This window comes from Pantoea sp. EKM21T (assembly GCF_011800405.1).
GTDB classification, from domain to species: domain Bacteria; phylum Pseudomonadota; class Gammaproteobacteria; order Enterobacterales; family Enterobacteriaceae; genus Pantoea; species Pantoea agglomerans.
The window spans coordinates 36925-61876 of the sequence record NZ_JAALFV010000005.1 but is presented as its reverse complement, the minus strand read 5'-3'; the positions used below and the strand labels follow the sequence as shown (position 1 = coordinate 61876).

General features: G+C 60.0%; 4 protein-coding genes. 2 read left to right on the top strand and 2 right to left on the bottom strand.

Annotated elements, in window-relative coordinates:
* Position 1: 1 nt before the first annotated feature.
* Together rcsD and HFD87_RS11520 are read right to left on the bottom strand one after the other, a co-directional pair.
* Positions 2-2659, bottom strand: coding sequence for a phosphotransferase RcsD (gene rcsD / locus HFD87_RS11525; protein ID WP_010248389.1), 2658 nt, complete (start codon positions 2657-2659; stop codon positions 2-4).
* Positions 2660-2678: 19 nt separating this feature from the next.
* On the bottom strand, positions 2679-3833 hold the full coding sequence (locus HFD87_RS11520; protein ID WP_167423465.1) for an MFS transporter: 1155 nt from the start codon (positions 3831-3833) through the stop codon (positions 2679-2681).
* Between the two features lie 738 nt (positions 3834-4571).
* On the opposite strand from HFD87_RS11520, the gene HFD87_RS11515 reads away from it, so the two are divergent.
* On the top strand, positions 4572-22574 hold the full coding sequence (locus HFD87_RS11515; protein WP_167423464.1) for an Ig-like domain-containing protein: 18003 nt from the start codon (positions 4572-4574) through the stop codon (positions 22572-22574).
* 347 nt (positions 22575-22921) lie between these two features.
* On the top strand, positions 22922-24865 hold the full coding sequence (locus HFD87_RS11510) for an Ig-like domain-containing protein (RefSeq protein ID WP_167423463.1): 1944 nt from the start codon (positions 22922-22924) through the stop codon (positions 24863-24865).
* The last annotated feature ends 87 nt before the right edge of the window (positions 24866-24952 follow it).

Here is a 24952-nt window from a genome sequence, read left to right as displayed (position 1 = left end):
CTTATTGGTTACCTTGCTGCAGCAGTTGATTGACGTAAGCGTCAATATCACTGGTGGTATTTGTAATGTTTGAATCGTCACACGCTTTAATGTGGTGTTCTAACTCTTCACAAAGCTGTTTGCCGGGAGTCAGATTGAGCATGGCAAACACGCCCTTTAGGCGATGCGCTGTCTGAGCAAGCGAGGCGTAGTCCTTTTCCGCCGACTCAGTATACAGCCTCTTCACATCAACCGGTACTGTCTCCGTAAACAGCTGGAAATAGCCGCCGCTCATCAATGGCGTGGCCGCGTCGTCTTCCGTGTCGTTATCCATCACATCATGCGACAGTTGCTTCTCTATCAGTGCCAGCAATGCATCCAGCAGCGCATTACTGAGATTGAAATTGACCCGATACTGCTGGTCGTTCAGTGCATGGTGCCCCAGTTCATCTTCCGCCAGCAGCAGTGCCCAGCCGCTAAGCTTTGATGGATCGTCGGTCACCAGCACATCGTGATCCTGACCGGAAATGCGCTCGTCGGGTGTCAGACAACGCGCTCCCCAGTTTTCCAGATGGCGGCAGACAATTTTATGCACGTCCTCCACGGTGATCTCCACCAGCGCGGTAACGCCATCCAGAATTTTTTCCTCTTCTTCTTCGCGCTTCTGCTCCAGCACCAGCGGCAACTGCATGTTGTAGCGCGTGCCGATATCCGCTTTTGCCACGATATCCAGGCTGCCACCCATCTGCTTGCAGAGCTGCTTACAGAGGAAGAACGCCATGCCAGAAGCCTGTCCGTAGCGATCCTGACTGGTATCGCCCAGGAACGGGAAGTCGACATTGGCCAGTTCATCCACCGTCAGGCCCGCACCGGTATCCACCAGCTCGATAATCAATCTATCGGCCTGCTTGTCCGCAGCCTTAACTTCCAGGGTGATTTTCCCCCAGCGGGTGGTGGTCAGGGCGTAGTGCATCAGCGTGGTCAGCACTTTACGCAGGGCGCGACGGTCGCCAAAGCGCGTCTCATCATTAGCCAGGTGATTATTCACCACCAGCGACAGCCCTTTGCGGCGCATCAGCGGCAGGCTTTCCAGCGCGATCTCATCCAGCAGTTCCTGCAGGTTAAAGACGGTCGCATCGGGTGACCAGTCGTGCGCCTCAAGCCGGTTCAGCAGCACGATATCATCCACCAGCCGCGCCAGCCCCTGACTCTCATCGAGCAGGTCCAGCACGGTCTCATCGGCATCACGCTGGCTGAGCTGTACCAGCTGCGTCACCATCTTCTCCAGGGGCTGATTCAGCGCGTGGCCCAGATTGTGCAGCAGCTGCTGTCGCATCTGATGGTTACGATCCAGCACCTGCTGCGCTTTTTGCAGCTTCTTATTCACCAGCAGCTCGCGATCCTGGTCACGCATCATAAACAGCTGGGTATGCGGCGACAGCACGCTGCGGGCGTGGCGAATCTCATACACTTCGTTATTAATGGTGGCCTGCAGCACGCCCTGATGCTGGTCGGACATATTAATGATCTTCTGCAGATTGAGGTGAGGCAAAAGATGTTCAGCAATCTTATTGCTCAGCAGGGTGCGGTTGCTGGCAAAGTCATACACCAGCAGACCGACCGGCAGACTGGCCACAATCTCTTCATTCAATACCCGCAGCGAATCGAGTTCAGCGCTCTGGTTCTCGCTGGGACGCAGCGACTGCTGGCGCAGCAGTACGATACCCGCCAGTGAAAGCAGGAACAGCAGCAGGTTAATCAGCAGCGGCCAGAGCAGATTATGCAGGGTGTCGATAATCAGACGGCCAATCGGCACCTGATAAACCAGCTGTAGCGAGGTGCTGGGCAGGGTGGCCGTAATCTCAATATTGGGATTAACCAGTGAGATGCGGGTATTTTCCACCTCCTGCTGTTCACTGCTGCTGGCAGGCATTGAGCTGTCCTGACGCAGCTGGAAATTTTCCAGCGGCATGTTCTGCGGAACAATATCGTTAACCGGCAGATCAAAGGCGACCACCGTGGCCAGATGGCCTGGCTGGTTAAAGGTGGTACGCAGCGTGAAATAGTGATCGTTCTGGAAGGCGAGGTGGCGCAGCGGTGAGAAACTCTCGCGCTCATCGAGCGCATTCGCCTGCTGCAACATCTCAGCACGACGGCCATCAACCATTGAACTGATGGCGCTCTCTTTATAGCGCGTCGCCATATCTTTCAGCGGCAGGGTCGAGATCATAATCAGGCTATTGTCCTGACCATTTAAAAAGTACATCGACCAGGTGGGATTTTCTGCGCCCCACAGCGTGTCGAGATAGTTCGACATCCGCATGGTCATGTCCAGCGTGCTGCTGTCATGTGAACCGAAAATCAGCGCTTCCGTTTTACGCCGGGTTTTTTCCAGGTAGTAGACGTCAGGACGCAGTCGCGTCTCCTGCAGGTTACTGCCGGGTGTTGCACCTGCCGCACTGGTAGAGAGGTTTTCATAGATCTGCCAGGTGGCAAAGCGATAGGCATCAATGCGCTTCTGAACGTCACGTGCCAGATCGTCCATGGCATAGCGCTTCCCGGTCAGCCAGGCATTCACCGAGTTATGCACCATAAAGCCCAGCGCCAGCAGGAGCACCAGATTGAAAACTACAAAAAAGCGGGTGACGTTGCCGGAGGTCAGTGGAAACTTATACAACATAGCGTGTCAGGTACCTGAATTATTGCGCAACTTTTCGCGCACTGGCGGCTACCGCTAACAGCAACAGGGCGATCGCTAAAAATGCGCCGCTGAGGCTGATCCATTGCGAAATGAATCCGATTAAAGCCGGACCTGAGAGAATACCCGCATATCCCAGCGTTGTCATGGCAGAAATCGCCAGGTTCGCAGGCATATCCTGTTGATTCCCGGCAGCATTGAACAACATCGGCACCGTGTTAGATAAACCAAAGCCGACCAGCAGGAAAGCCAGCAGGGCGATCTCCGGCCACGGCAGCCAGACGGCCAGACTCATGCCAGCTGCGGCGGTCAGCGCGCCGGTCAGCATCACCGGGTAGCGACCAAAACGCTGGATGATCTTATCGCCGCTAAAACGGCCCAGCGTCATCGCTACGGAAAACACCGCATAGCCCATTCCGGCCCAGGCGGGTGACATCTCCGGGTTCTGCAGCAGCAGCAGCGCGCCCCAGTCCAGCACGGCCCCTTCCGCCAGGAACAGGATAAAGCAGAGCAGGCCAAGAAACGCGACCCAGCCGCGTGGGATCACCAGCCAGGGTTGATCGGGCTGATGCAGGCGTTCATTCATTAAGACCGGCAGTCGCCACAGCAACAGCAACAACATCACTGCCATTACCACCAGCGTGGCGGCCAGGGGTGAAAAAGACTGGCTCAGCAACAGGCTGACCGTGCCCGCACCCAGAATCCCGCCAAGACTAAAGAAGCCATGGAAGCCGGACATCATCGGTTTATCCGCCGCCTGCTCAACCTGAACCGCCTGATAATTCATCGCCACATCCAGCATGCCCAGCCCGGCGCCAAACAGCATCAGCGCAGCCGCCATGACCAGATGAGAGTCAGCCGTGGCCAGTAGCGGCATCATCATCAGCACTAACAGGGTAGAGAAGCACATCACCCGACGGCAGCCAAACCGCGCCACCAGTGTGCCGGTCACCGGCATCGCGGCCAGCGAACCAATACCCAGACAGAGCAGTAACGCGCCCAGTGATGCGCCGCTGAGCTGCAGACGATCGCGGGCAAACGGCACCAGCGGAGCCCAGGCTGACATTCCTAAGCCATTGATCAAAAAGATGGTGCGTGTGCCCCAGTTCAGGCGGCTCTGATGTTTGTTTTGTTGTGCAGCGTCCAGTGCGGTCATAGGTCAGATTCATCAATGGTAAAGCGGAAAAGTGTAGCACTGGCCGTGAGTCAGTGGTCGTTGCGCCTCTTATCAGGAAGGGGATTGCAACATGGCATAAATGACAAAACCGGGAGTTTACCGACTTTTGTCGCGCTGCGAATTTTTTCCAGAACTTTCCTGGCATGACCACCGCCCCGCAGAATGACTTAACTCAAATTTCACTGTCGTTTTTCAACGACTTGCTGCTGAAAAATCGGAACAGGACCACTGATAAATGATGGCTGAATCGCTTAATGAACAAATTTTTTTTACAGCCCTGATGTTCCGGTAGTGGTGGTTTTTTAACCTTTCCGCATCATTTCCGGAAACAGTCAGCAATAAATTGACATGTAAAAACAAAGGCAAAGCGGATTTTATGAAAACCTTTTTTCAAGTGAGGCTTATGTAATGAAGATTAAACCATAATGAAATCTGTACATTGAAATTGTTTTTTAACACGGCTACGCTAAAAGTTAATCTGTCAGAAACGTTACATTTTGCGTGAGTCTGTACAAGTAAAACTAACAATAATAGCGTCACTCGCCACGCTGATTAGGGGCGTGCGACCAGCTTTGGCTTTGCCGTTTCGACATACACCAGGTTAAGACATCTTCTGATCTTCAGAAGGTGAAACTATGTGTGAACACTGTAAGCATAAAATAATTTTATGTTTATGGATTCAGTATATTAGCTAATCTGGTGGAGTAGAGGTTACAAATGGCAGAACTCACGCAAGGCCGTGTAGACATTATCTCGCGCGAAAACGGCACACTCATCTCGCAGTCCGTCAGCGGTTCGTCACAATCCATTAACCTCACCGAGCCCAGCGTCGTGCGCATCAGCGGCACCCGCGACATGGTGACGCAGTATGAGCGCCAGGGTAACGATCTGGTGCTGCATATGCGCGACGGCAAGACTGTCCGCTATCAGAAATTCTTCCTCGACGACGCCGATGGCCAGCACAGCGAACTGGTGTTCGATGATGGCGTCAACCCACCGGAACACGCGCTCTTTCCCCAGACCGCAGAAGGGGCTGAACTCGCTTCCACGTCGGTCACGCCAACCTATGAATCACTCGACAGCGTAGAGCCGCTGCTGCTGGCAGATAACGCCAACACCTCGATGGGTGTGATAACGGCGGGCGGTCTGGGTGTGCTCGGCTTAGCCGGTCTGGCCGTTGGCGTCGGCGGTGGTGGTGGTGGTGGCGGGGGTAACGGTGGCGGCAATGACGGTGGCACCGATCCTGGAACACCGGTCACGCCGGGGACGCCTGCTATCACGCTCAATGCATTCGCTGGCGATGATGTTCTGGATAACGCGGAAAAAAGCAGCGATCAGGTACTGAGCGGCACCACCAGTAATGTCGAAGCGGGTCAGATTGTCACTGTCACGCTGGGCGGCCAGACCTACAACGCCACCGTCGGTGCTGACGGCAGCTGGAGCGTTACTATCCCTGCTGCCGCGCTGGCGGGACTCGCCGCAGGCACCACCACCATCGACGTCAGCGTCACTAACGCGGCGGGCACGACGACCACCGGCAGCCTGCCCATTACCGTCGCGGCCGCCGATCCCGGCACACCGGCTGCGCCGTCCATTAGCCTGAACCCGTTTGCGGGCGATAACCTGCTGGATAACAGCGAAAAAACCACGCCACAAACGTTGTCCGGCAGCACCAGCAATGTCGAAGCGGGCCAGCAGGTCAGTGTGACATTGGGCGGACAGAGCTATAACGCCACTGTGGGGGCGGATGGCAGCTGGAGCGTCTCAATTCCGGCTGCCGCACTCTCGGCGCTGGCTGCAGGCAGCAGCACCATTTCGGTCAGTGTGACCAGCGCCGCGGGCACGGCGGCTTCCGCCAGCCTGGGTATCCAGGTGCAGGCACCTGACACCACCCCTGGCGTGCCAGCCCTGACAATCGCCCCGTTTACCGGCGACGACGTGCTGAGCAACGCAGAAAAAACCAGCGATCAGATTCTTAGCGGCAGCACCACCAACGTCGAAGCCGGGCAGATCGTCACGGTTACACTGGGCGGCCAGAGCTACAGCGGCAGCGTGGCAGGCGACGGTAGCTGGAGCATTACCGTGCCTGCTGATGCGCTGACCGCACTGGCATCCGGCACCACCACGGTGACTGCCACCGTTGCTAACCAGGCAGGAACCGCTGCCAGCGGTAGCCTGACCGTAAACGTAGAGCCACCACTGACTCAGCCGGGTACGCCCGTTATCACCATCGATCAGTTTGCCGGTGATGATATTCTCAGCAATGCCGAGAAAAGCAGCGATCAGGTTCTTAGCGGCACCACCACCAATGTGGAAGCGGGCCAGATTGTCACCATCACGCTGGGCGATCAGACCTACAGCGCAGTAGTGGATGCGCAGGGCAACTGGAGCGTCACGCTCTCGCCTGCGGCACTGAATGCGTTGGCAGCTGGTTCGGTTGCGATTTCCGCGGTCGTCACCAGCCAGGCTGGCATTGAAGCCAGTGAAAACCGCGCGATCAGCATTGATACGCCGGTCGTTCCGGGCCCGCCATCCGTCACGCTGGATGATTTTGCCGGGGACAACGTGCTGAGTAATGGGGAGAAAGTCACCGATCAGACACTCACCGGCAGCACCAGCAATGTTGAACCCGGTCAGCTGGTAACCGTCACCCTGGGCGGCCAGACTTACAGCGGCAGCGTTGATGCGCAGGGCAACTGGAGCGTTACTTTGCCATCGGCGGCCCTGAGCGCCCTGGCGGCAGGTGAAACGACGCTGACGGTTTCAGTCAGCAATGTGGCCGGTGATACCGTGACCGGCACGCTGCCCATCACCGTGGAAGCGCCTGTCACACTGCCGGGCGAACCCACCGTCACCATTGGTCAGTTTGCCGGGGATGATATCCTCAGCAACGATGAAAAAGGGACGGCCCAGACGCTCTCCGGCTCCACCACCAACATCGAAGCGGGCCAGACGGTGACAGTCACCTTCGGTGGCCAGACTTACCTCGGCACCGTCGATGGCAGTGGTAACTGGAGTGTAATTGTTCCGGCAGCCGCGCTGGGTAATCTGCCGGCGGGAGCTAATACCATCAGCGTTACCGTCAGCAATGCCGATGGCGTGAGCACTACCGAAATCCGCGATATCGCAGTTGAGACGCCAGTAACGGAACCGGGCGTGCCGTCTCTGATCCTGAATGATTTCGCCGGCGATAACCTTCTGAGCAACGACGAAAAAGCGGTCGATCAGCTTGTCAGCGGTAGCACCAGTAATGTCGAAACCGGGCAGATCGTGACGGTCACCCTGGGCGGTCAGACCTACAGTGCCAGCGTGCAGGGTGATGGCAGCTGGAGCGTCGCCGTGCCGTCAGCCGCGCTGAACGCGCTGGCAGCAGGCACCACCACACTGACCGTCTCGGTCAGTAATGCAGCGGGCGACACAGTCACTTCAACGCAGCCAGTCACTGTCGAAGCCCCGGTAACGCAGCCGGGTGAAGCCACCGTAACCATCGACGCCTTTGCCGGGGATGACATCCTCAGCAATAGCGAGAAAGCCAGCGATCAGCTGCTGAGCGGCACCACCACCAATATCGGTGAAGGCCAGCAGGTCACTGTCACTCTGAACGGAGAGACTTTTACCGCCACGGTCGGCGCGGATGGCAGCTGGAGCGTGTCGATTCCTGCCAGTTCGCTGGCGGCGCTGACAGCCGGTAGCGCAGCCCTGAATGTGACGGTGACAGATCAGCTTGGTACGCAGGTCACTGAAACCCGCGACTTCCTGGTGGAGGCCTCGGGCACCGGGCCAGGCACCCCGACGCTAACCCTCAATGCCTTTGCTGACGACAACATCCTGAGCAACGATGAGAAGCTGGAGGCGCAGGCGGTCTCCGGCAGCACCACCAACGTCGAGGCGGGCCAGATTGTCACGGTGACGCTGGGCGGCCAGAACTACAGCGGAACGGTTGGCGCCGACGGCAGCTGGAACATTGCCATTCCGGCCGATGCACTCGGTGCGCTGGCAGCAGGTTCTGCCTCGCTGGTGGTCACGGTCAGCAACGCGGCAGGCACCACCGTCAGCGACACCTTGCCGATCACGGTTGAGCCGCCGGTTACCGGGCCGGGCCAGCCCACTATCACGCTCGATCAGTTCGCCGTGGATGACGTGCTGAGCAACGATGAGAAAACCAGCGATCAGCTGCTGAGCGGCAGCTCAACCAATGTCGAGGCGGGTCAGGTCGTGACCGTTACGCTGGGCGACCAGACTTACAGCGCCACGGTCGGCGCGGATGGCAGCTGGAGCCTGAGCGTCCCGGCCAGCGCGCTGGCGGCACTGACGGCGGGCAACGCAACTATCGCGGCGACAGTCACCAATCAGGCGGGCGTAACAGTCAGCGAAGATCGGGTGATTGCGGTGGAAGCGCCAGCGGAACCGGGTACGCCGACGGTGACGATCGCCCTGTTTGCCGGTGACGATCTGCTGGATAACAGCGAAAAAGCGCTGGACCAGACGCTGTCCGGCAGCACCAGCAACGTGGAGGCGGGCCAGACGGTCACCATTACCCTGGGCGGCCAAAATTACACTGCGCTGGTCAACGCGGATGGCAGCTGGAGCACGCAGATCCCCTCTGCGGCGCTCAGCGCACTGGCGGCGGGCAGCAGCACCATCGCGGTCAGCGTCACAACGGCGGCAGGCGCCTCAGCCACCGACACCCGCGATATTAACGTCGCCCCGGCGGCAGGCGAACCTGGCGTGGTTTCCATTAGTGAACCTGTCAGCCTTGATGGTTTCCTGAACCAGCAGGAGCTGAGCAGCGATCTGATCATCAGCGGATCTGCAGTCGGCGTTAACCCGGGCCAGGCGGTGCAGGTTAACTTTAACGGCAATAATTACAGCGCGGTAGTGAACAGCAATGGCTTCTGGAGCGTCACCGTTCCGGCAGGCGATCTCACCACTATCACCGACGGCGTAAAACTGATTTCGGTCACCACCACCGACGCCACCGGCGCACTGCTGACCGACTCCGCTCAACTGAATGTAGTCGCAGCCACGCTGCCGCAAATCACGCTGGAGGAGAGCGCAATCACCGATGGCCTTCTCAACCGGGTGGAAGCGGGCAGCGATCTGCTGATCGGCGGCAGCACCGGCAAAGCCGTGCCGGGCCAGCAGGTTGAACTGGAACTTAACGGTAAAACCTACAGCACCACGGTCAATGCAGACGGCAGCTGGCGCCTGGCGCTGCCGGCCGCCGATCTCGCCTTACTGCCACAGGGCGCCAACAGCCTGATCATTACCGCGATTGATGAAGCAGGCAACCGCGTGGACGAGACGCTCAACTTCAGCGTCGACACGCTGCCACCGAATCTGATTGTGGCAGAGGTCGCAGGCGGCGATGGCATTCTCAACAGCAGTGAAGTGGCTGCCGGTCTGCCGGTCAGCGGTTCAGGTGCGTTGCCGGGCGAAGTGGTGTCTGTCTCGCTGAATAACGAGAGTTACAGCGCCACCGTAGATGGGCAGGGCAACTGGACGGTGGATCTGCCGCCAGCGGCGCTGCAGGCCCTGTCAGATGGCAGCAGCTATACGCTGGTGGTTACGCTGACAGATGCCAGCGGTAACACCACCACGCAGACGCAGCCCCTGGCGGTCAGCACGCAGCCTCCGGTTGCGACCGTTACCGCACCGGGCGGTGATGGCGTCCTGACCAACAACGAACTCACTACGCCGCTGCAAATCAGCGGAACCGGCACCCCGGGCGACAGCGTGACGGTGGAATTAAACGGTAAGTCCTACACCGCCATTGTTGACGAAAACAGTAACTGGAGTGCATCCGTCCCGGTGGCCGATCTCGGCACGCTGACCAATCAGACCTATCCGGTGACCGTCACCGTGACCGATCCGGCCGGTAACATCAGCACTCAGAATACGGAACTGCGGGTGGCTACCGCGGTGCCCGCTCTGACGCTCAACGATCTCAGCGATGATGGCGTGATCAACGTCAGCGACGCGCAGCAGCCGCTAATCGTCAGCGGAACCGGCGACGAAGGCGACATCATCCGCGTCACGCTGAATAACGTGGCCTACAGCGCCGTGGTGGCGCAGGGTGGCAGCTGGAGTGTCACCGTTCCGGCATCCGACCTGGCAAATGTGCCCAACGGTACCCAACCGGTATCGGTAGTGGCGACAGACGCCGATGGTAATACCACGCCAGCCAGCAGTTCACTGATTTTCGCCACCACACCGCCGTTGCTGGAAGTCTCCACGCCGGGCAGTGATGGTTATATCAATATCGCTGAACACACTCAGGATCTCACACTCGACGGACGCGGGGGGGCCCAGGGCGACACCGTCACGGTGAGTTTCAATGGCGAGACCTACACCGCCACCGTGGATACTGATGGCGCGTGGAGTGTTACGGTGCCCGCCGCGATTATCAGCCAGCTGGGTGACGCAACCTATCCGGTGGATGTGGTACTCAGCGATGCTTATGGTAACAGCAGCACCGTACCGACCAGCGTCACTGTGCTGGCGGCAACGTCGCCGGCGCTGACCATTAATCCCGTGACCGGCGATAATCAGGTCGACAGCGCTGAACAGCTCACCGACATTCTGGTCACCGGTAATGTCACCGGCGTACCGGCAGGTCAGCCGGTATTGCTGACCATCAATGGCCAGTCTTACGATGGCGTAGTACAGGCGAACGGTAGCTGGAGTGTGTCGCTGCCAGCCGGATCGCTGGGCGGCGCAGGCGATAAAACCTTCACCGTGGCGATTACCGATGTGGCCGGTAACCCGGCGCTGCCTGCTGAAGGGCAGTTCAGCGTGGTTACTTCACCCGTACCGTCGCTGTCGATTGCCCCAATCAGTGACGACAATGCGCTGAATGCCCTGGAGGCGCAGAGCGATCTTATCCTCAGCGGCGGTTCAGCGAACCTGCCGGCTAACAGCCCGATCAGCGTAACGCTGGTGACTGGCGGCACCGTCTACACCACCACAACCGATGAAACCGGTGCGTGGACCCTGACCGTGCCGGCTGCCGATCTGGCGACGCTGCCGCAGGGCACGACCACCGTTACCGTCTCTTCGGGTGATGTGCAGAACAGCCTGCCGCTGCTGGTGGCGACCGCGCCGCTGGCAGACCCGCAAATCAACACGCCATTCACTGACGGCATACTCAATACCGATGAAGCCAGCGCGGCGCAGACGCTGACCGGCACAGTGCTGCCAGGCCAGGCCGTCAGCGTGACCCTGGGCGGTACCAGCTATCCGGCCACTGTAGACGCGAATGGTGAATGGAGCGTGACGATACCCGCAGACAGACTGCAGGCACTTGCGCAGGGCAGCAATCCGATTACCGTGACGGTGAGTGATGAAGCAGGTAACAGCACCAGCATCAGCGAGCCGCTGATTGTTGATACCGGCGTACCGGCGCTGACCGTTAACCCGATTGCTACCGATGGCACGATTAATGAGGCTGAAACCGCCACCGATCTGACCCTCAGCGGCATCGTTACGCCAGGCAGCAGCGTCAGCCTTGCGCTGAATGGCCAGACCTATGACGCAGTGGTTGCCGCCGATGGCAGCTGGACCGCCACCGTGCCTGCTGAGAATCTGCAACAGTTGCCAGATGGCCGTTACGATCTCAACGTGACCGTCACGACCGTGAGTGGCAACGTGGCTACCACGCCATTCCCGGTTACCGTGGATACCACGGCACCAGACTTCAGTATCGCTGCGCCCGCGGGTGATGGCGTGCTGAACATCGCTGAGCAGGCGGCAGGGTTCAGTTTCAGCGGCGCAGGCAGTGAAGGCGACCGCGTCAGTGTGACGCTGAATGGCGTGACCTACACCGGCACCGTTGATGGTGACGGAAACTGGGCGCTGGCTGTTCCGCCAGCGGCGCTTGCCGGTCTGACCAATGGCAGCAGCTACCCGGTGGTGGTCACCGTCACTGACGCAGCCGGTAACAGCAGCAGCCAGAACAGTGCCCTGACGGTTGCGACTACGCCGCCTCCGCTGGTCGTCGCGCCGGTCAGCGGTGATAACGCGCTGAACGTCGGGGAACTGGCAGAGCCGCTGGTGGTGAGTGGCAGTGGTCAGAATGGCGACGTGGTCACGGTGCAGCTCAATGACCAGCTCTACAGCACCACCGTTGGCGTTAACGGCCAGTGGACGCTGCAGATCGCCCCTGAAGCACTGGCGGCACTGCCTCCTGGCAGTAATCTGGTGACGGTGACGGAAACCAGTGCTAACGGGAATCAGAGCAGCCAGGTGGTTGATCTGAATGTGGCAACCGCGCCGGACGTGCAGCCTGTACTGACCATCGACAGCAGCACCTTCGCCGGTGACGGCATCGTTACGGCAGCGGAGCAGCTGCAGCCGATAACGGTGCGCGGCAGCAGCACGAATGTCGAACCGGGCCAGCAGGTGATCATCTCCCTGAATGGGATCGAATACAGCGGTGTGGTCGAGGCCAGCGGCAACTGGAGCATTATTCTGCCTGCGGGCGCCCTGGCTGAACTGGGAGAAGGCACTCAGACGCTGAACGTCAGCGTCATCAACGCCGTGGGTAACACCGCCAGCAGCACGCTTGACTTCAGTGTAGACAACACCCTGCCGTCGATCGCGCTGGCACCCGTCAGTGACGACAACTACCTCAATGCGCAGGAATTGGGTGGCCCCGTCGTGGTCAGCGGCAGCACCAGTGGTCTGCCTGATGGCAGCATTGTCACCGTGCTGGCCAACGGCACCACGGTCAGCACCACCGTGACGGCAGATGGAAGCTGGAGCCTGACCTTACCGGCAGGCACCTTTACCGGAACGGCAGATGGCCCGCAGACCATCACCGCCACCGCCAGCGACGCTAACGGACAGCCGCTGGCGACCAGCGACGCTACCCTGACGGTGGTCGCCAGCGCATTGCCGGTGGCGACCCCGGGAGTGGCCTTTGATGATGGCATTCTGAACGGTGAGGAAGCCGCCGCCGGTGGCGCGATCACTGGTAACACGGGCGTGACCGGCGACGGCCAGACCGTCGTCGTGACGCTGGGCGGCAACAACTACAGCGGCACGGTCGATGCCGCAGGCAACTGGCAGGTCGCCGTTCCGGCCGATGTCTTGTCTGCATTGCCGCAGGGCAATAGTGGCTACACCGTGGTCGTCAGTGATGTAGCGGGCAACAGCAGCCAGGCTGATGGCAACCTGGTGGTGGATACACTGCCTCCGGTGCTGAACTTCATTACGCCATCCGATGGCATCATTAACGCCGCTGAAAGTCAGCAGCCGCTGACGCTGACCGGCAGCAGCGAAGCTAACGCCCTGATTGTGGCCAGCTTCAACGGCACCACCCTGAGCACCACCGCTGACGTTAACGGCGTCTGGTCGCTGGAGCTGCCCGCCACGGTTTACACCGGGCTGGGCAACGGCAGCTATCCGCTGACCGTGACCGCCAGCGATGCGGCAGGAAATGCCACCACCACCAGCCGCGACCTGGCGCTGAAAGTGGAGCCAGGCACACTGCCGACCCTGACGCTGGATGCCTTTGCCGGTAACAACGTGGTCGATGGCGCGGAGCGCCTCACCGATCAACGTCTCTCCGGCACCACCACCAACGTCGAAGCGGGTCAGCTGGTTACCGTCACCGTTGACGGCACAGTCTACAGCGCCGCCGTGCAGGCGAGCGGGGCATGGAGCCTGATCGTGCCAGCCGGTGCGCTGGCCGCGATTAATGATGGCAGCGCCAGTTTTACCGTGGCAGTCAGCGATGTGGCGGGCAACACCTCCACCAGCAATCTCACCTTTGACGTCAACAGCAATGCCTCTGGCCTGGCGATGGATGCCATCAGCGAAGATAACTACCTGAATGCGCAGGAGCTGGGTCAGGCCCTGGTCGTCACCGGTACGTCGGTGAACGTGACAGAGGGCAGCACGGTCACGTTGCTGTTTAACAACATCAGCTACACCGCGCAGGTCTCGGCCAGCGGCCGCTGGACAGTGATCGTTCCAGCTGAGGCACTGACGGCGCTCGCCGATGGACCTTACACCCTGACGGTCACCGCAACGGACAGCGGCGGGGCGACCCTCAGCAGCGAGGCAGCGCTCAGCGTGCTGGCGACGCTGCCAGCACCGCAGATCGTCTCGGCCTTTGGCGATGGCCTGCTCAACAGCAGCGAGATCGCCACAGCACAAACCCTGAGCGGCACCACCGGCATAACCGGTGACGGCCAGACGGTGAGCGTGCTGCTGAATGGCGCAACCTACAACGGCACCGTCGACGGCAATGGTAACTGGCAGATCAGCGTGCCGGCTTCCGCGCTGGCCGGCCTGCCGGAAGATCTCCTGAACTATACCGTCACAGTCCAGGATGCAGCGGGTAACACCGGCAGCAGCCAGGGCAGCGTGACGGTGGATCTGACGCCACCGACCCTGACACTGAATACGGTTGCGGGCGATAACAGTATCAATATTGCCGAAAGCACCGCGCCGATAGTTCTCAGCGGCAACAGCAATGCCGAAGCCGGACAGCAGGTCACCATTACCCTGAACAACCAGACCTGGACCACCACGGTTGACCAGAACGGCGAGTGGAATCTGACGCTGCCTGCGGGTTCGCTGGCCGGCATTCCGGCCGGGGCGTACATTCTGACCGTGACGGTCAGCGATGCGGCGGGTAACCCGGTAACCGAAACCCGTGAAATCACCGTGGCAACGGCGTCGCTGGCCGTCAGCATAGACACCCCGTTTGGTGATGGTTATCTGAACCTGGCGGAACAGGGGGTCGGTCAGACGCTGACCGGCAGCACCGGTGTAGCAGGCAATGGCCAGACCGTCAGCGTGACGCTGGGCGGGAATGATTATTCCGCTACGGTGGATGCGCAGGGTAACTGGACGCTGACCTTAACAGCGGATCAGGTGCAGACGCTGGGCGAGGGGGTTACTACGCTGGTGGTCAATGCCAGCGATGCCGCGGGTAACAGTGGTTCGCTGACCAGCGCCGTTACGGTCGATCTCACGCCGCCAGTGCTGACCGTCAATGCCATCGGCGGCGACAACATCATCAATTCGGTAGAGGTGCTGGAAGCGGTCGCCATCAGCGGCAGTGCGTCGATAGCGGACGCCGGACAGACGGTCACCGTCAGCTTCCAGAACGTCGATTACACCACTCAGGTGCTCTCTGACGGCACCTGGGAGGTGACACTGCCAGCCAGCGTCGTGCAGGGGCTGGCAGACGGCAACTACACCGTTGCTGTCTCGATGACCGATGCCGCGGGGAACCCTGCCACGGCCACCCAGACCCTGACGCGTGATGCTGACACTCTGAACCTGCCAACCCTGACCATCGGGACCATCAGTGATGATAACTTCCTTAATCAGGCGGAGTCGCTACAGGATCTGAACATCGGCGGCACCAGTAACAACCTGGCGGAAGGCCAGCTGGTGACGGTGACGCTGAATAACATTCAGTACAGCGGCACGGTGGCAGCCGATGGCAGCTGGACGGTGACCGTTCCGGCCGCCGATCTGGGTAATCTGCCGGATGGCGATCAGCTGCTGGTCGTGGTCTCAGCGGATACGTCTGGCAATCCGGCCAGCGCCAGCACCAGCCTGGTCGTGCTGGCCAGCGAGCAGGTTCAGCCGACGCTGACCATGAACGTGGTAGCCGGCGATGATGTGATTAACGCCACCGAGGCCACAGCGGATGTCGCGGTCAGCGGCAGCAGCACCCTGCTGGCAGCGGGTACGCTGGTGACGGTGTCGTTTAACGGCACTGACTACAGCACCACGCTCGACGCTGACGGCAACTGGACGGTGAATGTGCCGTCTGCTGCCTTTACCAGCGTGGCTCCGGGCAGCACGCAAATCTTTACCGTGACCGCCACTGATGTCGCAGGCAATCCGGCGACCGCCACTCAGGAGGTTAGTTTCATTACCACACCGCCTGCGCTGACGAATATCACGGTCGATGCGGGAGATACCCTTAACCTGGCGGAGTCGCTGCAGGATCTCACCATCAGCGGCAGCACCACGGGCGCATTGCCGGTGACCGTGACGCTGAATAACGTCAGCTATACCACCACGGCCGATGCCGACGGTAACTGGTCACTTACTATTCCGACCGCTGACCTGCAGCAGCTGGCGGACGGCCCCAATGCGATTACCGTTTCGGTCACCGACGCGGCGGGCAATATCACCACAGACAGCACCACGTCACTGGACGTAGCGTTTAATACCCTGCCAGCGCTGACGCTGAATACGCCGTTTGGCGATGCGCTGATCAGTGCGGCAGATGCGGAAGGGGCGTTAACGCTGAGTGGTGACAGTACCAATCTGCCGGAAGGCAGCGTGGTGAACATCTCTGTAGGCGGGCAGAACTTCAGCACCACCACGGATGCCAGCGGTAACTGGACGCTGAACCTGGCACCGGGCGCGCTGACGGGCCTGGCCGATGGATTGACACAGGTGGTGGTCAGCGCCGCGGATGGTGCCGGTAATCCGGCGCAGGTTACCGCAGGCGTTGAGATCCTGCAGAGTGATCCTGTTTCAGCCGCCTTCGACACGACACTGTTCGGCGATAACATCATTAATATCAGCGAAGCAGGCTCCGTTCAGCTGGTCACCGGCACCTCCACCGTCGTGCCGGGCCAGACCCTGAGCGTCACGGTAGGCGATGACAATATCCCGCTGTCGGTGACGGTCGATGCCAATGGCAACTGGACTGCCAGCCTGCCCCCAGAGTTCATTGCCAGCCTGGGAACCGGTGAACATACCCTGACCCTCACCACCACGGATCGGGCCGGTAACAGCATTGAAACGACCAAAACGTTCGTCGCTGCGATTACGCCGATTGCTAATCCAACGCTGGATACGCCATTTATTGATGGCCGTATCAATGCTGAAGAGGCCGCCTCAGGCGGATCCCTGACCGGTGCGGTGAATATTAATAACGCCGCGTCGGTCACGGTGACCGTTAATGGCACGGTCTATTCCGCTACGCTCAGTGCGGATGGTTCGCGCTGGTCGCTGGATCTGCCACCTTCTGTATTGCAGTCATTGCCGGATGGCAACTGGCCGGTGAGCGTGACGGTTACCGATGCGAACGGCAACGTCGGCAGCACCAGCGGCACGATACTTGTAGCCGTTAACGCGCTGCCGGATGTCACCCTGAACCTGCCGTTTGGCGACGGTGCGCTGAACGCAGCAGAGGCGGCCGGTGAACAGATCCTCACTGGCACAACCGGCATTACCGGTGCCGGACAGACGGTAACGGTGCTCATCTCCGGCTTTAACAACGGTCAGCCGCTGGCAGCCACGGTGCAGACCGATGGCAGCTGGTCTCTGGCCCTGTCGCCAGCGCAGTTAGCCACCTTCACCAGCGGCACCCACACCATTACCGTGACGGCGACCGATATCGCGGGTAACAGCGACGCGACGGCGCAGAACGTGGTGACAGAGGTGGCGCTGCCTGTGCCGACCTTCAACCCAGGCGCATTTGGCGGCGACAACCTGCTGAACATCAGTGAAGCCGCGGCAGGGGTGACCCTGACCGGCACCACCGGCAGTGTCGGGGCGAACCAGGCGGTCAGCATTACCGTGGATGTCAACGGCAGCCTCTATTCTGGCACGGTGGCAAGCAACGGTAACTGGACTGTTAACATTCCTGCCAACGCCCTGAGTTCACTGGGTGACGGTGCGCAATCACTGACGGTTAACGTCGTGGATGCGGCGGGCAACAGCGCATCGGCGCAGCTGCCGTTCACCGCAGATCTCAGCGCGCCGCAGCCTGCGGTCAATCCGGAATTCCTTGGCAGTTATGTGAATGGCGGCGATGTGGCCGCGGGAGTAACGCTGAGCGGAACCACCGGTGAGGCGGGCGCGAATCAGACTGTGCAGCTTACGCTTGGCGGCACAACCTATTCCGCGACAGTGGATGCCAATGGGAACTGGACGGTGCCACTGACAACGGCGGAGCTTTCACTTCTGCCGGATGCCACCTATCCGGTTACCGTGACGGCAACCGATGCGGCGGGCAACAGCACCACCATTAACAGCTCGCTGGTGCTCGACACCACACCGCCGGTGCTTAATGTTGCCGCCTTTACCGGTGACAATGCGCTGAACTACACCGAGAGCATTCAGCCGCAGAGTCTCAGCGGCACCGCAGCGGGAGCCGAGCCGGGATCAGTGGTTTCGATCTCACTGAATGACACGCTGCTTGGCACCGCGATAGTGACAGCCAACGGCAACTGGAGTGTAACGCTGACGCCAGAACAGATGGCCACCTTTGGTCCATCGACGACCCTGGCGCTGGCAGTGACCGATCTGGCAGGCAATACCGCCAACGGCACGGTTGCGCTGACGGTAGATCTTACCCCACCGCCAGGGCCGCTGGTCACGCTGGGCACGGTGTCGGGCGACAACATCATCAGCACTCAGGACGTGGCGGGTGGTGTGGTAGTGAGTGGCACCTCCGCTAACCTCGGTGCGGGTGGGGTAGTGACGGTGTCGATTGGTGATCAGGAGTACGCGACTACGCTGGATGCGTCGGGCAACTGGTCAACGGCGGCATTGCCGGTCAGCGCCTTTGGCAATGCGGACGGCAGCGTTGCCATCACGGTGAATGCTACCGACGGCACTAATCCTGTAACCACCAGCGGTAACGTGCTGATCGACCTTACGCCACCGGCACTGACTCTCAATCCATTTACCGGTGACAACCAGGTCAATGGCAATGAAAGTGCCACCAGCCAGGCCATCAGTGGCACCGCCGATCTCAGCGAAGTGGGTCGCACGGTGGTGGTGACCTTCAATAATCAGACCTACAACGCCGTGGTGCAGAGCAACGGCACCTGGTCCACAACGGTTCCTGCCAGCGCGATGCAGGCTCTTCCCGATGGCAGCTCGCCGGTGATCACCGCGCAGCTGGCGGATGCGGCCGGTAACGTGACGACGACCACCCAGACGGTGACGGTGGATACCGCCGCGCCGCTGGTCCAGGTCGACGCGTTCCTCGGCGACAACGTGATCAACGCCGCTGACCTGGTGCTAAGCCAGGTGCTGACCGGCAGCGCGCAGGGAGCAGAAGGCCAGACCATCGGGCTCTATCTGGGCGATGCCGCGCCAATCGCCACCGCGACGGTGGGTGCTGACGGACGCTGGAGCATCGATCTCGCGCCGGATGTCCTGTCGAGTCTCACTGACGGTGCGCTGGTGTTTGGCGTGCGGGTCAATGACGGTGCGGGCAACCAGACCGACGCCACGCTGACGGTCAACAAAGTGGTCAACAGTGCGCTGACGCTGGTGGTCGATTCGGTGTTCGGCGACGGCACGCTCAGCGCGCTGGATACCACGGTGGCGCAGACTATCTCCGGGGTTGCGACCTCGGCGGGCGTGGGTGCCACGGTATCGGTGGTGCTGGGCGGCACAACGCTCTCTGCGTCAGTGGGCCAGGATGGTAAATGGGCCATCGTGGTGCCGCCTTCGGTGCTGGGCCTGTTAAGTGATGGCAATCTTGCGCTTGACGTCACCCTGACCGATGCCGCGGGTAACACCCGCACCGTCGGTGAAACCGTCACGGCGATTGTCGATGCGGTGCCGGTGGTTGGCGCGCTCACCGGGCTGTTTGGCGGTGATAACCTTCTGAACATTGCGGAAGCCGCTGCCGGACAGCTGGTCAGTGGCGTGATAGAAAATGCGGCTGTGGGTTCCCAGGTAACGGTCACCTTTGGCAGCAAGAGTTACAGCACGACGGTGCAGGCGGGTGGAGTGTGGAGCGTTAACCTGCCGGGCAGCGATCTGACCTCTCTGCTGGATGGCAATCTGACGCTGGGTGTCAGCGTCAGAGACGTGGCGGGCAATGTCGCCTCCAGCAGCGCATCCATCGGCATCTTTACTCAGACACCATCAATCTCGCTGACCTCACTGTTTGGTGATGGGGTGCTAAACCTGGCTGATATCGCCACCGGACAGGTGATCAGCGGGGTGGTGAACAACGTCGCGCAGGGCAGTGTGGTGACGCTCTCGGTTGGCAATAGCCAGGTGACCGCCACCGTGGGTGCGGGTGGGGCGTTCAGCGCCACGGTGACGCCAGATATTCTGGGCACGCTGGCGCAGGGCAACCTGACGGTGGGCGCATCGGTAACGGATGCGGCGGGCAATACCGCCAGCACCAGCGCCGGTATCCGGGTCGATACGCTGCTGCCGACCATCACCGTGAATCCGCTGTTTGGCGACGGTCTGCTGAACGTGGCGGATTCGCTGGTCACCCAGGTGATCGGTGGGGTGATTGGCGGCGCGGAAGCGGGATCGCGCGTGGTGGTGTCGGTAGGTTCACAGCAGTTGGTGACGGCGACCGATGCCAATGGCAACTTTAACGTCTCGCTGACGCCAGCGCTGTTGCAGGGGATTGCAGATGGCAATCTGACCGTGGGCATCAGTGTCACCGACAGCGCGGGTAACACCAACAGCACCACGGCCGGGGCACTGGTCGGTATTCACAACCTGCCGAAAGTCACCCTCAATCCGCTGTTTGGCGACGGCGTGCTGAACCTGGCGGAGTCACTGGTGACTCAGACCATCAGCGGCACGGTCTCCGGGCTGGCTGCGGGTAGTAGCGTCAGGCTGGCAATTGGCAGCACCATCGTCAACGCGCAGGTCAACGCGGATGGCAGTTTCTCAACCGCCGTCTCGCCAGCGATTCTGTCAACGCTGCTGAACGGTAACTTCACCGTCAGCGCGGCCGTCACCGATCCGGTCGGAAACGTCAGCAGCACCAGCGCGGGCGTGTCACTGGGACTGTTCCAGCCGACCCTGTCGGTGAATACGGTGTTTGGCGATGGTGTGCTGAGCGCTGCGGATCTGGCCTCTAACCAGACCCTGAGCGGGACGTCCAGCCTCTCTGCCGGTTCAACCGTCAGCGCCACGCTGAATGGCCTGACCTACACCACCAAAGTGGTCAGCGGCGGCAACTGGAGTATTACCGTCCCGAAAGCGGATCTTGTTGCTATCACTGACGGCAGTAAAACCGTCACGGTCACCGGCACCGATGCCTACGGTAACGTGGCAAACAGCAGCGGAACGCTGAGCGTCATCAGTCAGTCGACGCCGGTGGTCGCCATTACCTCGCTGTTTGGTGACAGTGCGCTGAGCGCGGTGGATGTGAAAACGGCGCAGACCATCAGCGGCACCGCCAGCAACGCCGAGGGATCGGTTGTGCGCGTCACGCTGGGTGGTCAGACTTACAGCACGACGGTGAGCAGCAACGGCAACTGGAGTCTCTCTGTTCCGGCGGCTAACCTTGCTGCCATTACTGACGGTCTGCAGACTGTCACCGCCAGCGTAACCAACGGTGCGGGCAGCATTGGCAACACCTCGGCGTCGCTGGGTGTGGTCAGTCACACCACGCCAACGGTCAGCGTCAACAGCTTCTTTGGCGGCGATGGCTACCTCAATATTGCGGAAGCCAACAGTACTGAAACCATCAGAGGAACCAGCACCAACGCGGCGGGCGGCACGGTGACGGTGAACGTGGCGGGCAATATCCTTACCACTACTATTGGTGCGAATGGCGCATGGAGCATCAGCGTGCCGTCAGCGACGCTGAAAGGGATCGCCGATGGCAGCCATCCTCTCACCGTCACGGTGGCGGATATTGGCGGCAACACCGCAACCAGCACCAGCAGCTTTACCGCGCTGTCGCACAATCAGCCGCTGGTCGGGGTCGATCCGGTGCTGAGCATCGTCGGTTCCTTACTGGCGGGTCTGGTGGTGCAGGGGGGATCGCTGAATGCCGCGCAGGGCTCGAAAGTGAACGTTACGCTGCTGCTCTCCAACGGCAACAACGGCCCGACGCTGAACACCACGACCGATGCGCTGGGGCGTTACGCGGTTAACTTCTCACCTTCACTGCTGTCGGTGGGGGGCCTGCTGCTGTCGCTGGGAACGCTGGCGAAAGTCACGATTACCGACGCGGCCGGTAACAGCTACTCGACCACCAATACCCTGTTACTGGGTGCCGTGCTACCGGTGACGCTGGCGGCAAACGAATCGGTTGCGCTGTTCTCGGTGGCGGATGACAGCGCTACTGTCGCCAGCGCGGAGACGCAGCATAACAGCAGCACCAGCAGCGACGAGAGCAGCGCCCATGTGGCAGTGGCTTCCACGCTGATCACCGAAGCGGATACCGTGACACCCGTCGGCAGCAGTGAAAACGCGGCGGCAAATGACGCCGCGGTGGCAGCGGCACCGGCAGAGGAGGCGGGGTACACCATCGGCGGCGTCGTGATTACGCTGGCCGATGGCAGCACCATTGAGGGGGCGACAGTGACCGGCAGCAGCGGGGCGGATATCGTGACGGTCAGTGACCTTAACTTTACCCATATTGATGGCGGCGCAGGCACCGATACCCTGGTGCTGAATGGTGAGCATCTCAGTCTGGATCTCACCGCGCTGGGCCTGAAGGTCGAACACATTGAGGTGCTCGATTTGGGTAAAACCGGAACCAACTCCGTGAAGCTCGATCTCAATGAAGCACTCAATATCACGGATAAACAGAGTGACGATTTGCTGATCAAAGGCGCAGATGGCAGCCAGGTGACACTGGCTAACAGCAACGGCGGAATCTGGGAAGTGACGGGCGAGCGTACCGTTGAGGGCAGAGTCTTTGAGATCTACCACAACTCGGCGCTGACCAGTGATAACACCCTGGGCGATGTGCTGGTGCAGCAGAACCTGCAGGTTCATGTTGTGTAGTGACTGAAAGGTCTGTTCAGAAGATGAATAGAGCGGGTGCGAAAGCACCCGCTTTTTTTGTTTTAGTCACGTGATAATTGCATTTTCCAGATTATCGCCACTATTCATTAGCAGGATGAAAGATTAGGGTAGGCGCAACAAACGGCGTCACGCCGTAAAATCAGCATTCTGACTCTATTTGGCGCTTTTATTAGCGTCCTGTTTATCAATCCTTGTTACCTGCGGGTAACCGGTTCCGACCAGCGGAAACGGGCAGCTTCAGCTGTCCCACTACCATGTCGTCAGACTAAACGATCGGTTTATCCGATGGTTTTTGTCTGCGTTTCTGTTCTGAACTGAGGTTACCTATGTCATCACGCGATACGCTTCGTACTACCCGGCTTGAATCCATTTTTCAGACGGCGGTAAGCGACTTTGCCGTCGCCGATAGCGCAGTGCCAGCCATTGCGCCGGTCACCACGCAAAGTCTGAGCCTTCCTTTCGCCACGCAGAGCCAGAGCCTGCTGATCACCACGCTCTCCACCGAGTCACTGCATAGCAGCCCGCTCAACGACAGCACACTGGCTGTCAGCGCGGTCAAAAGTTCGCCGCCCGCTATGCTGCGACCCTATGAACCGATCGCCAGTGATGGCGTGATCGCCGGCTGGGAAGCGCAAAAGCCGGTGCATCTGCGCGGCCGTGCGGAAGGAGAAGCGGGATCCACCGTCACGCTGACCTTCAACGATCAAAGCTGGCACAGCACCGTCAATAAGTGGGGCTACTGGAACGCCTCAATGCCGGCTGATGCGCTGAAAGGCGTAGCGGATGGCAATCACACGCTGACGCTGACCATTACCGATAAAGCAGGGCAAAGCACGGCAACCACCGTTGATTTTGGTCTCTATACCGACCGCACGATCAAACCTACGCTGACCGTGGACACGGTCAGTGGTGATAACGCGGTGAGTATTGCTGAGAGCATTTATGGCGTTGAGATCAGCGGCAGCGCAACGCATCTGCCGGTGGGGTCGGTGCTGAAACTGACGCTGGGGACGCAAACCACCACCGCCAGCATGGGAAACGACGGTAAGTGGTATGGCTCATTTCATGAAAGCGATATGCAGGCGCTGAAAGACGGGGTCTACAGCCTGAAAGTCACGGCGACCGATCCCAATGGAAAAACCGCCACCGAATATCATGATCTGACGCTGATCACCCATCTGAGTAGCCTGCCAAAAATTAGCTTCGATAAGGTCACTGCGGACGATGTGATAAACCTGGCAGAAAGCCAGCAGGATCTGCTACTGAGCGGCACGCTCTCCACCGTCATGCCGGGCCATCGCCTGGTGATCACGGGTGCCAACCAGAAAGATTACGCCGCCACAACAGGCGATGATGGACACTGGCAGGTGGTGATCCCGGCAGCGGATGTGCACGCCTTTATCAACGTTGGGGAAATCCGCGCCTGGTCGATCGACGGGGCCAAAAACTACATCGACGTCACGCATGAGCTGAATATCCACACCGGCTTTATTCCGATCTACACCGAAATGGATATCGGCGGTGACATGACGCTTAACTATCAGGAGGCGCAGCACGATCTGAGCTTCTACGTTGAAGGCGCCAACACCCTGGAGATCAACGGTAAAACCTACCAGCCCGATGCCAAAGGTATGGTAACACTGACCTCCAGCGAGCTGCTGGCACTGCCGGATGGCCCGGTCGCCGCCACCTTTCACCGCTGGGATGAATATGGCAACAGCGACACCCAGACCAGCGATAAACTCTTTACCGTAGCCGTGCACCAGCAGCCGACGCTGACCCTGGACACGGCTTTTGGTGATAACCAAATTGATGCTGCCGATGTCAACAGCTGGCATCTGATTCAGGGCAGCTCCAGTCATCTGCAACCGGGCAGCCTGGTGGAATTAACGTTGGGCGATCAGCACTACAGCGCCAGTGTAAAAGCCGATGGCGGCTGGGCGCTGACCATTCTGGCCGGGCAGCTGGCACCGCTGGACGATGGTGAGTACCAGATGACAGTCAGCGGCAAAGACAGCGCCTTTAATCTGGCCAGTGCCAGCCAGACGGTGCAGGTGGCATCACATACTGAAAGTGCCAACCCGCTGGAGGGTCAGACGGTGGACCAGTTGCTGGAGACGGTCAGCCTGACCCAGCAGGCGGAAACCGCACATGTGGCGCAGGCATCTTCTGCCGCCGCCGCACCGCAGGAAAGTCAACTGTTCTCCGATATTCCTTATACGCTCGCCGACCACCTGCTGCAGCATCCTGCGGCACACCCCCTGGTCTGACGCTGACACATTAGTAAACGCACTGCCTTCCGGACAGGTCTGTTAAGCCTGTCTGGATTGGCGCGAGCTAGCTGAGTGGTTGCTTTT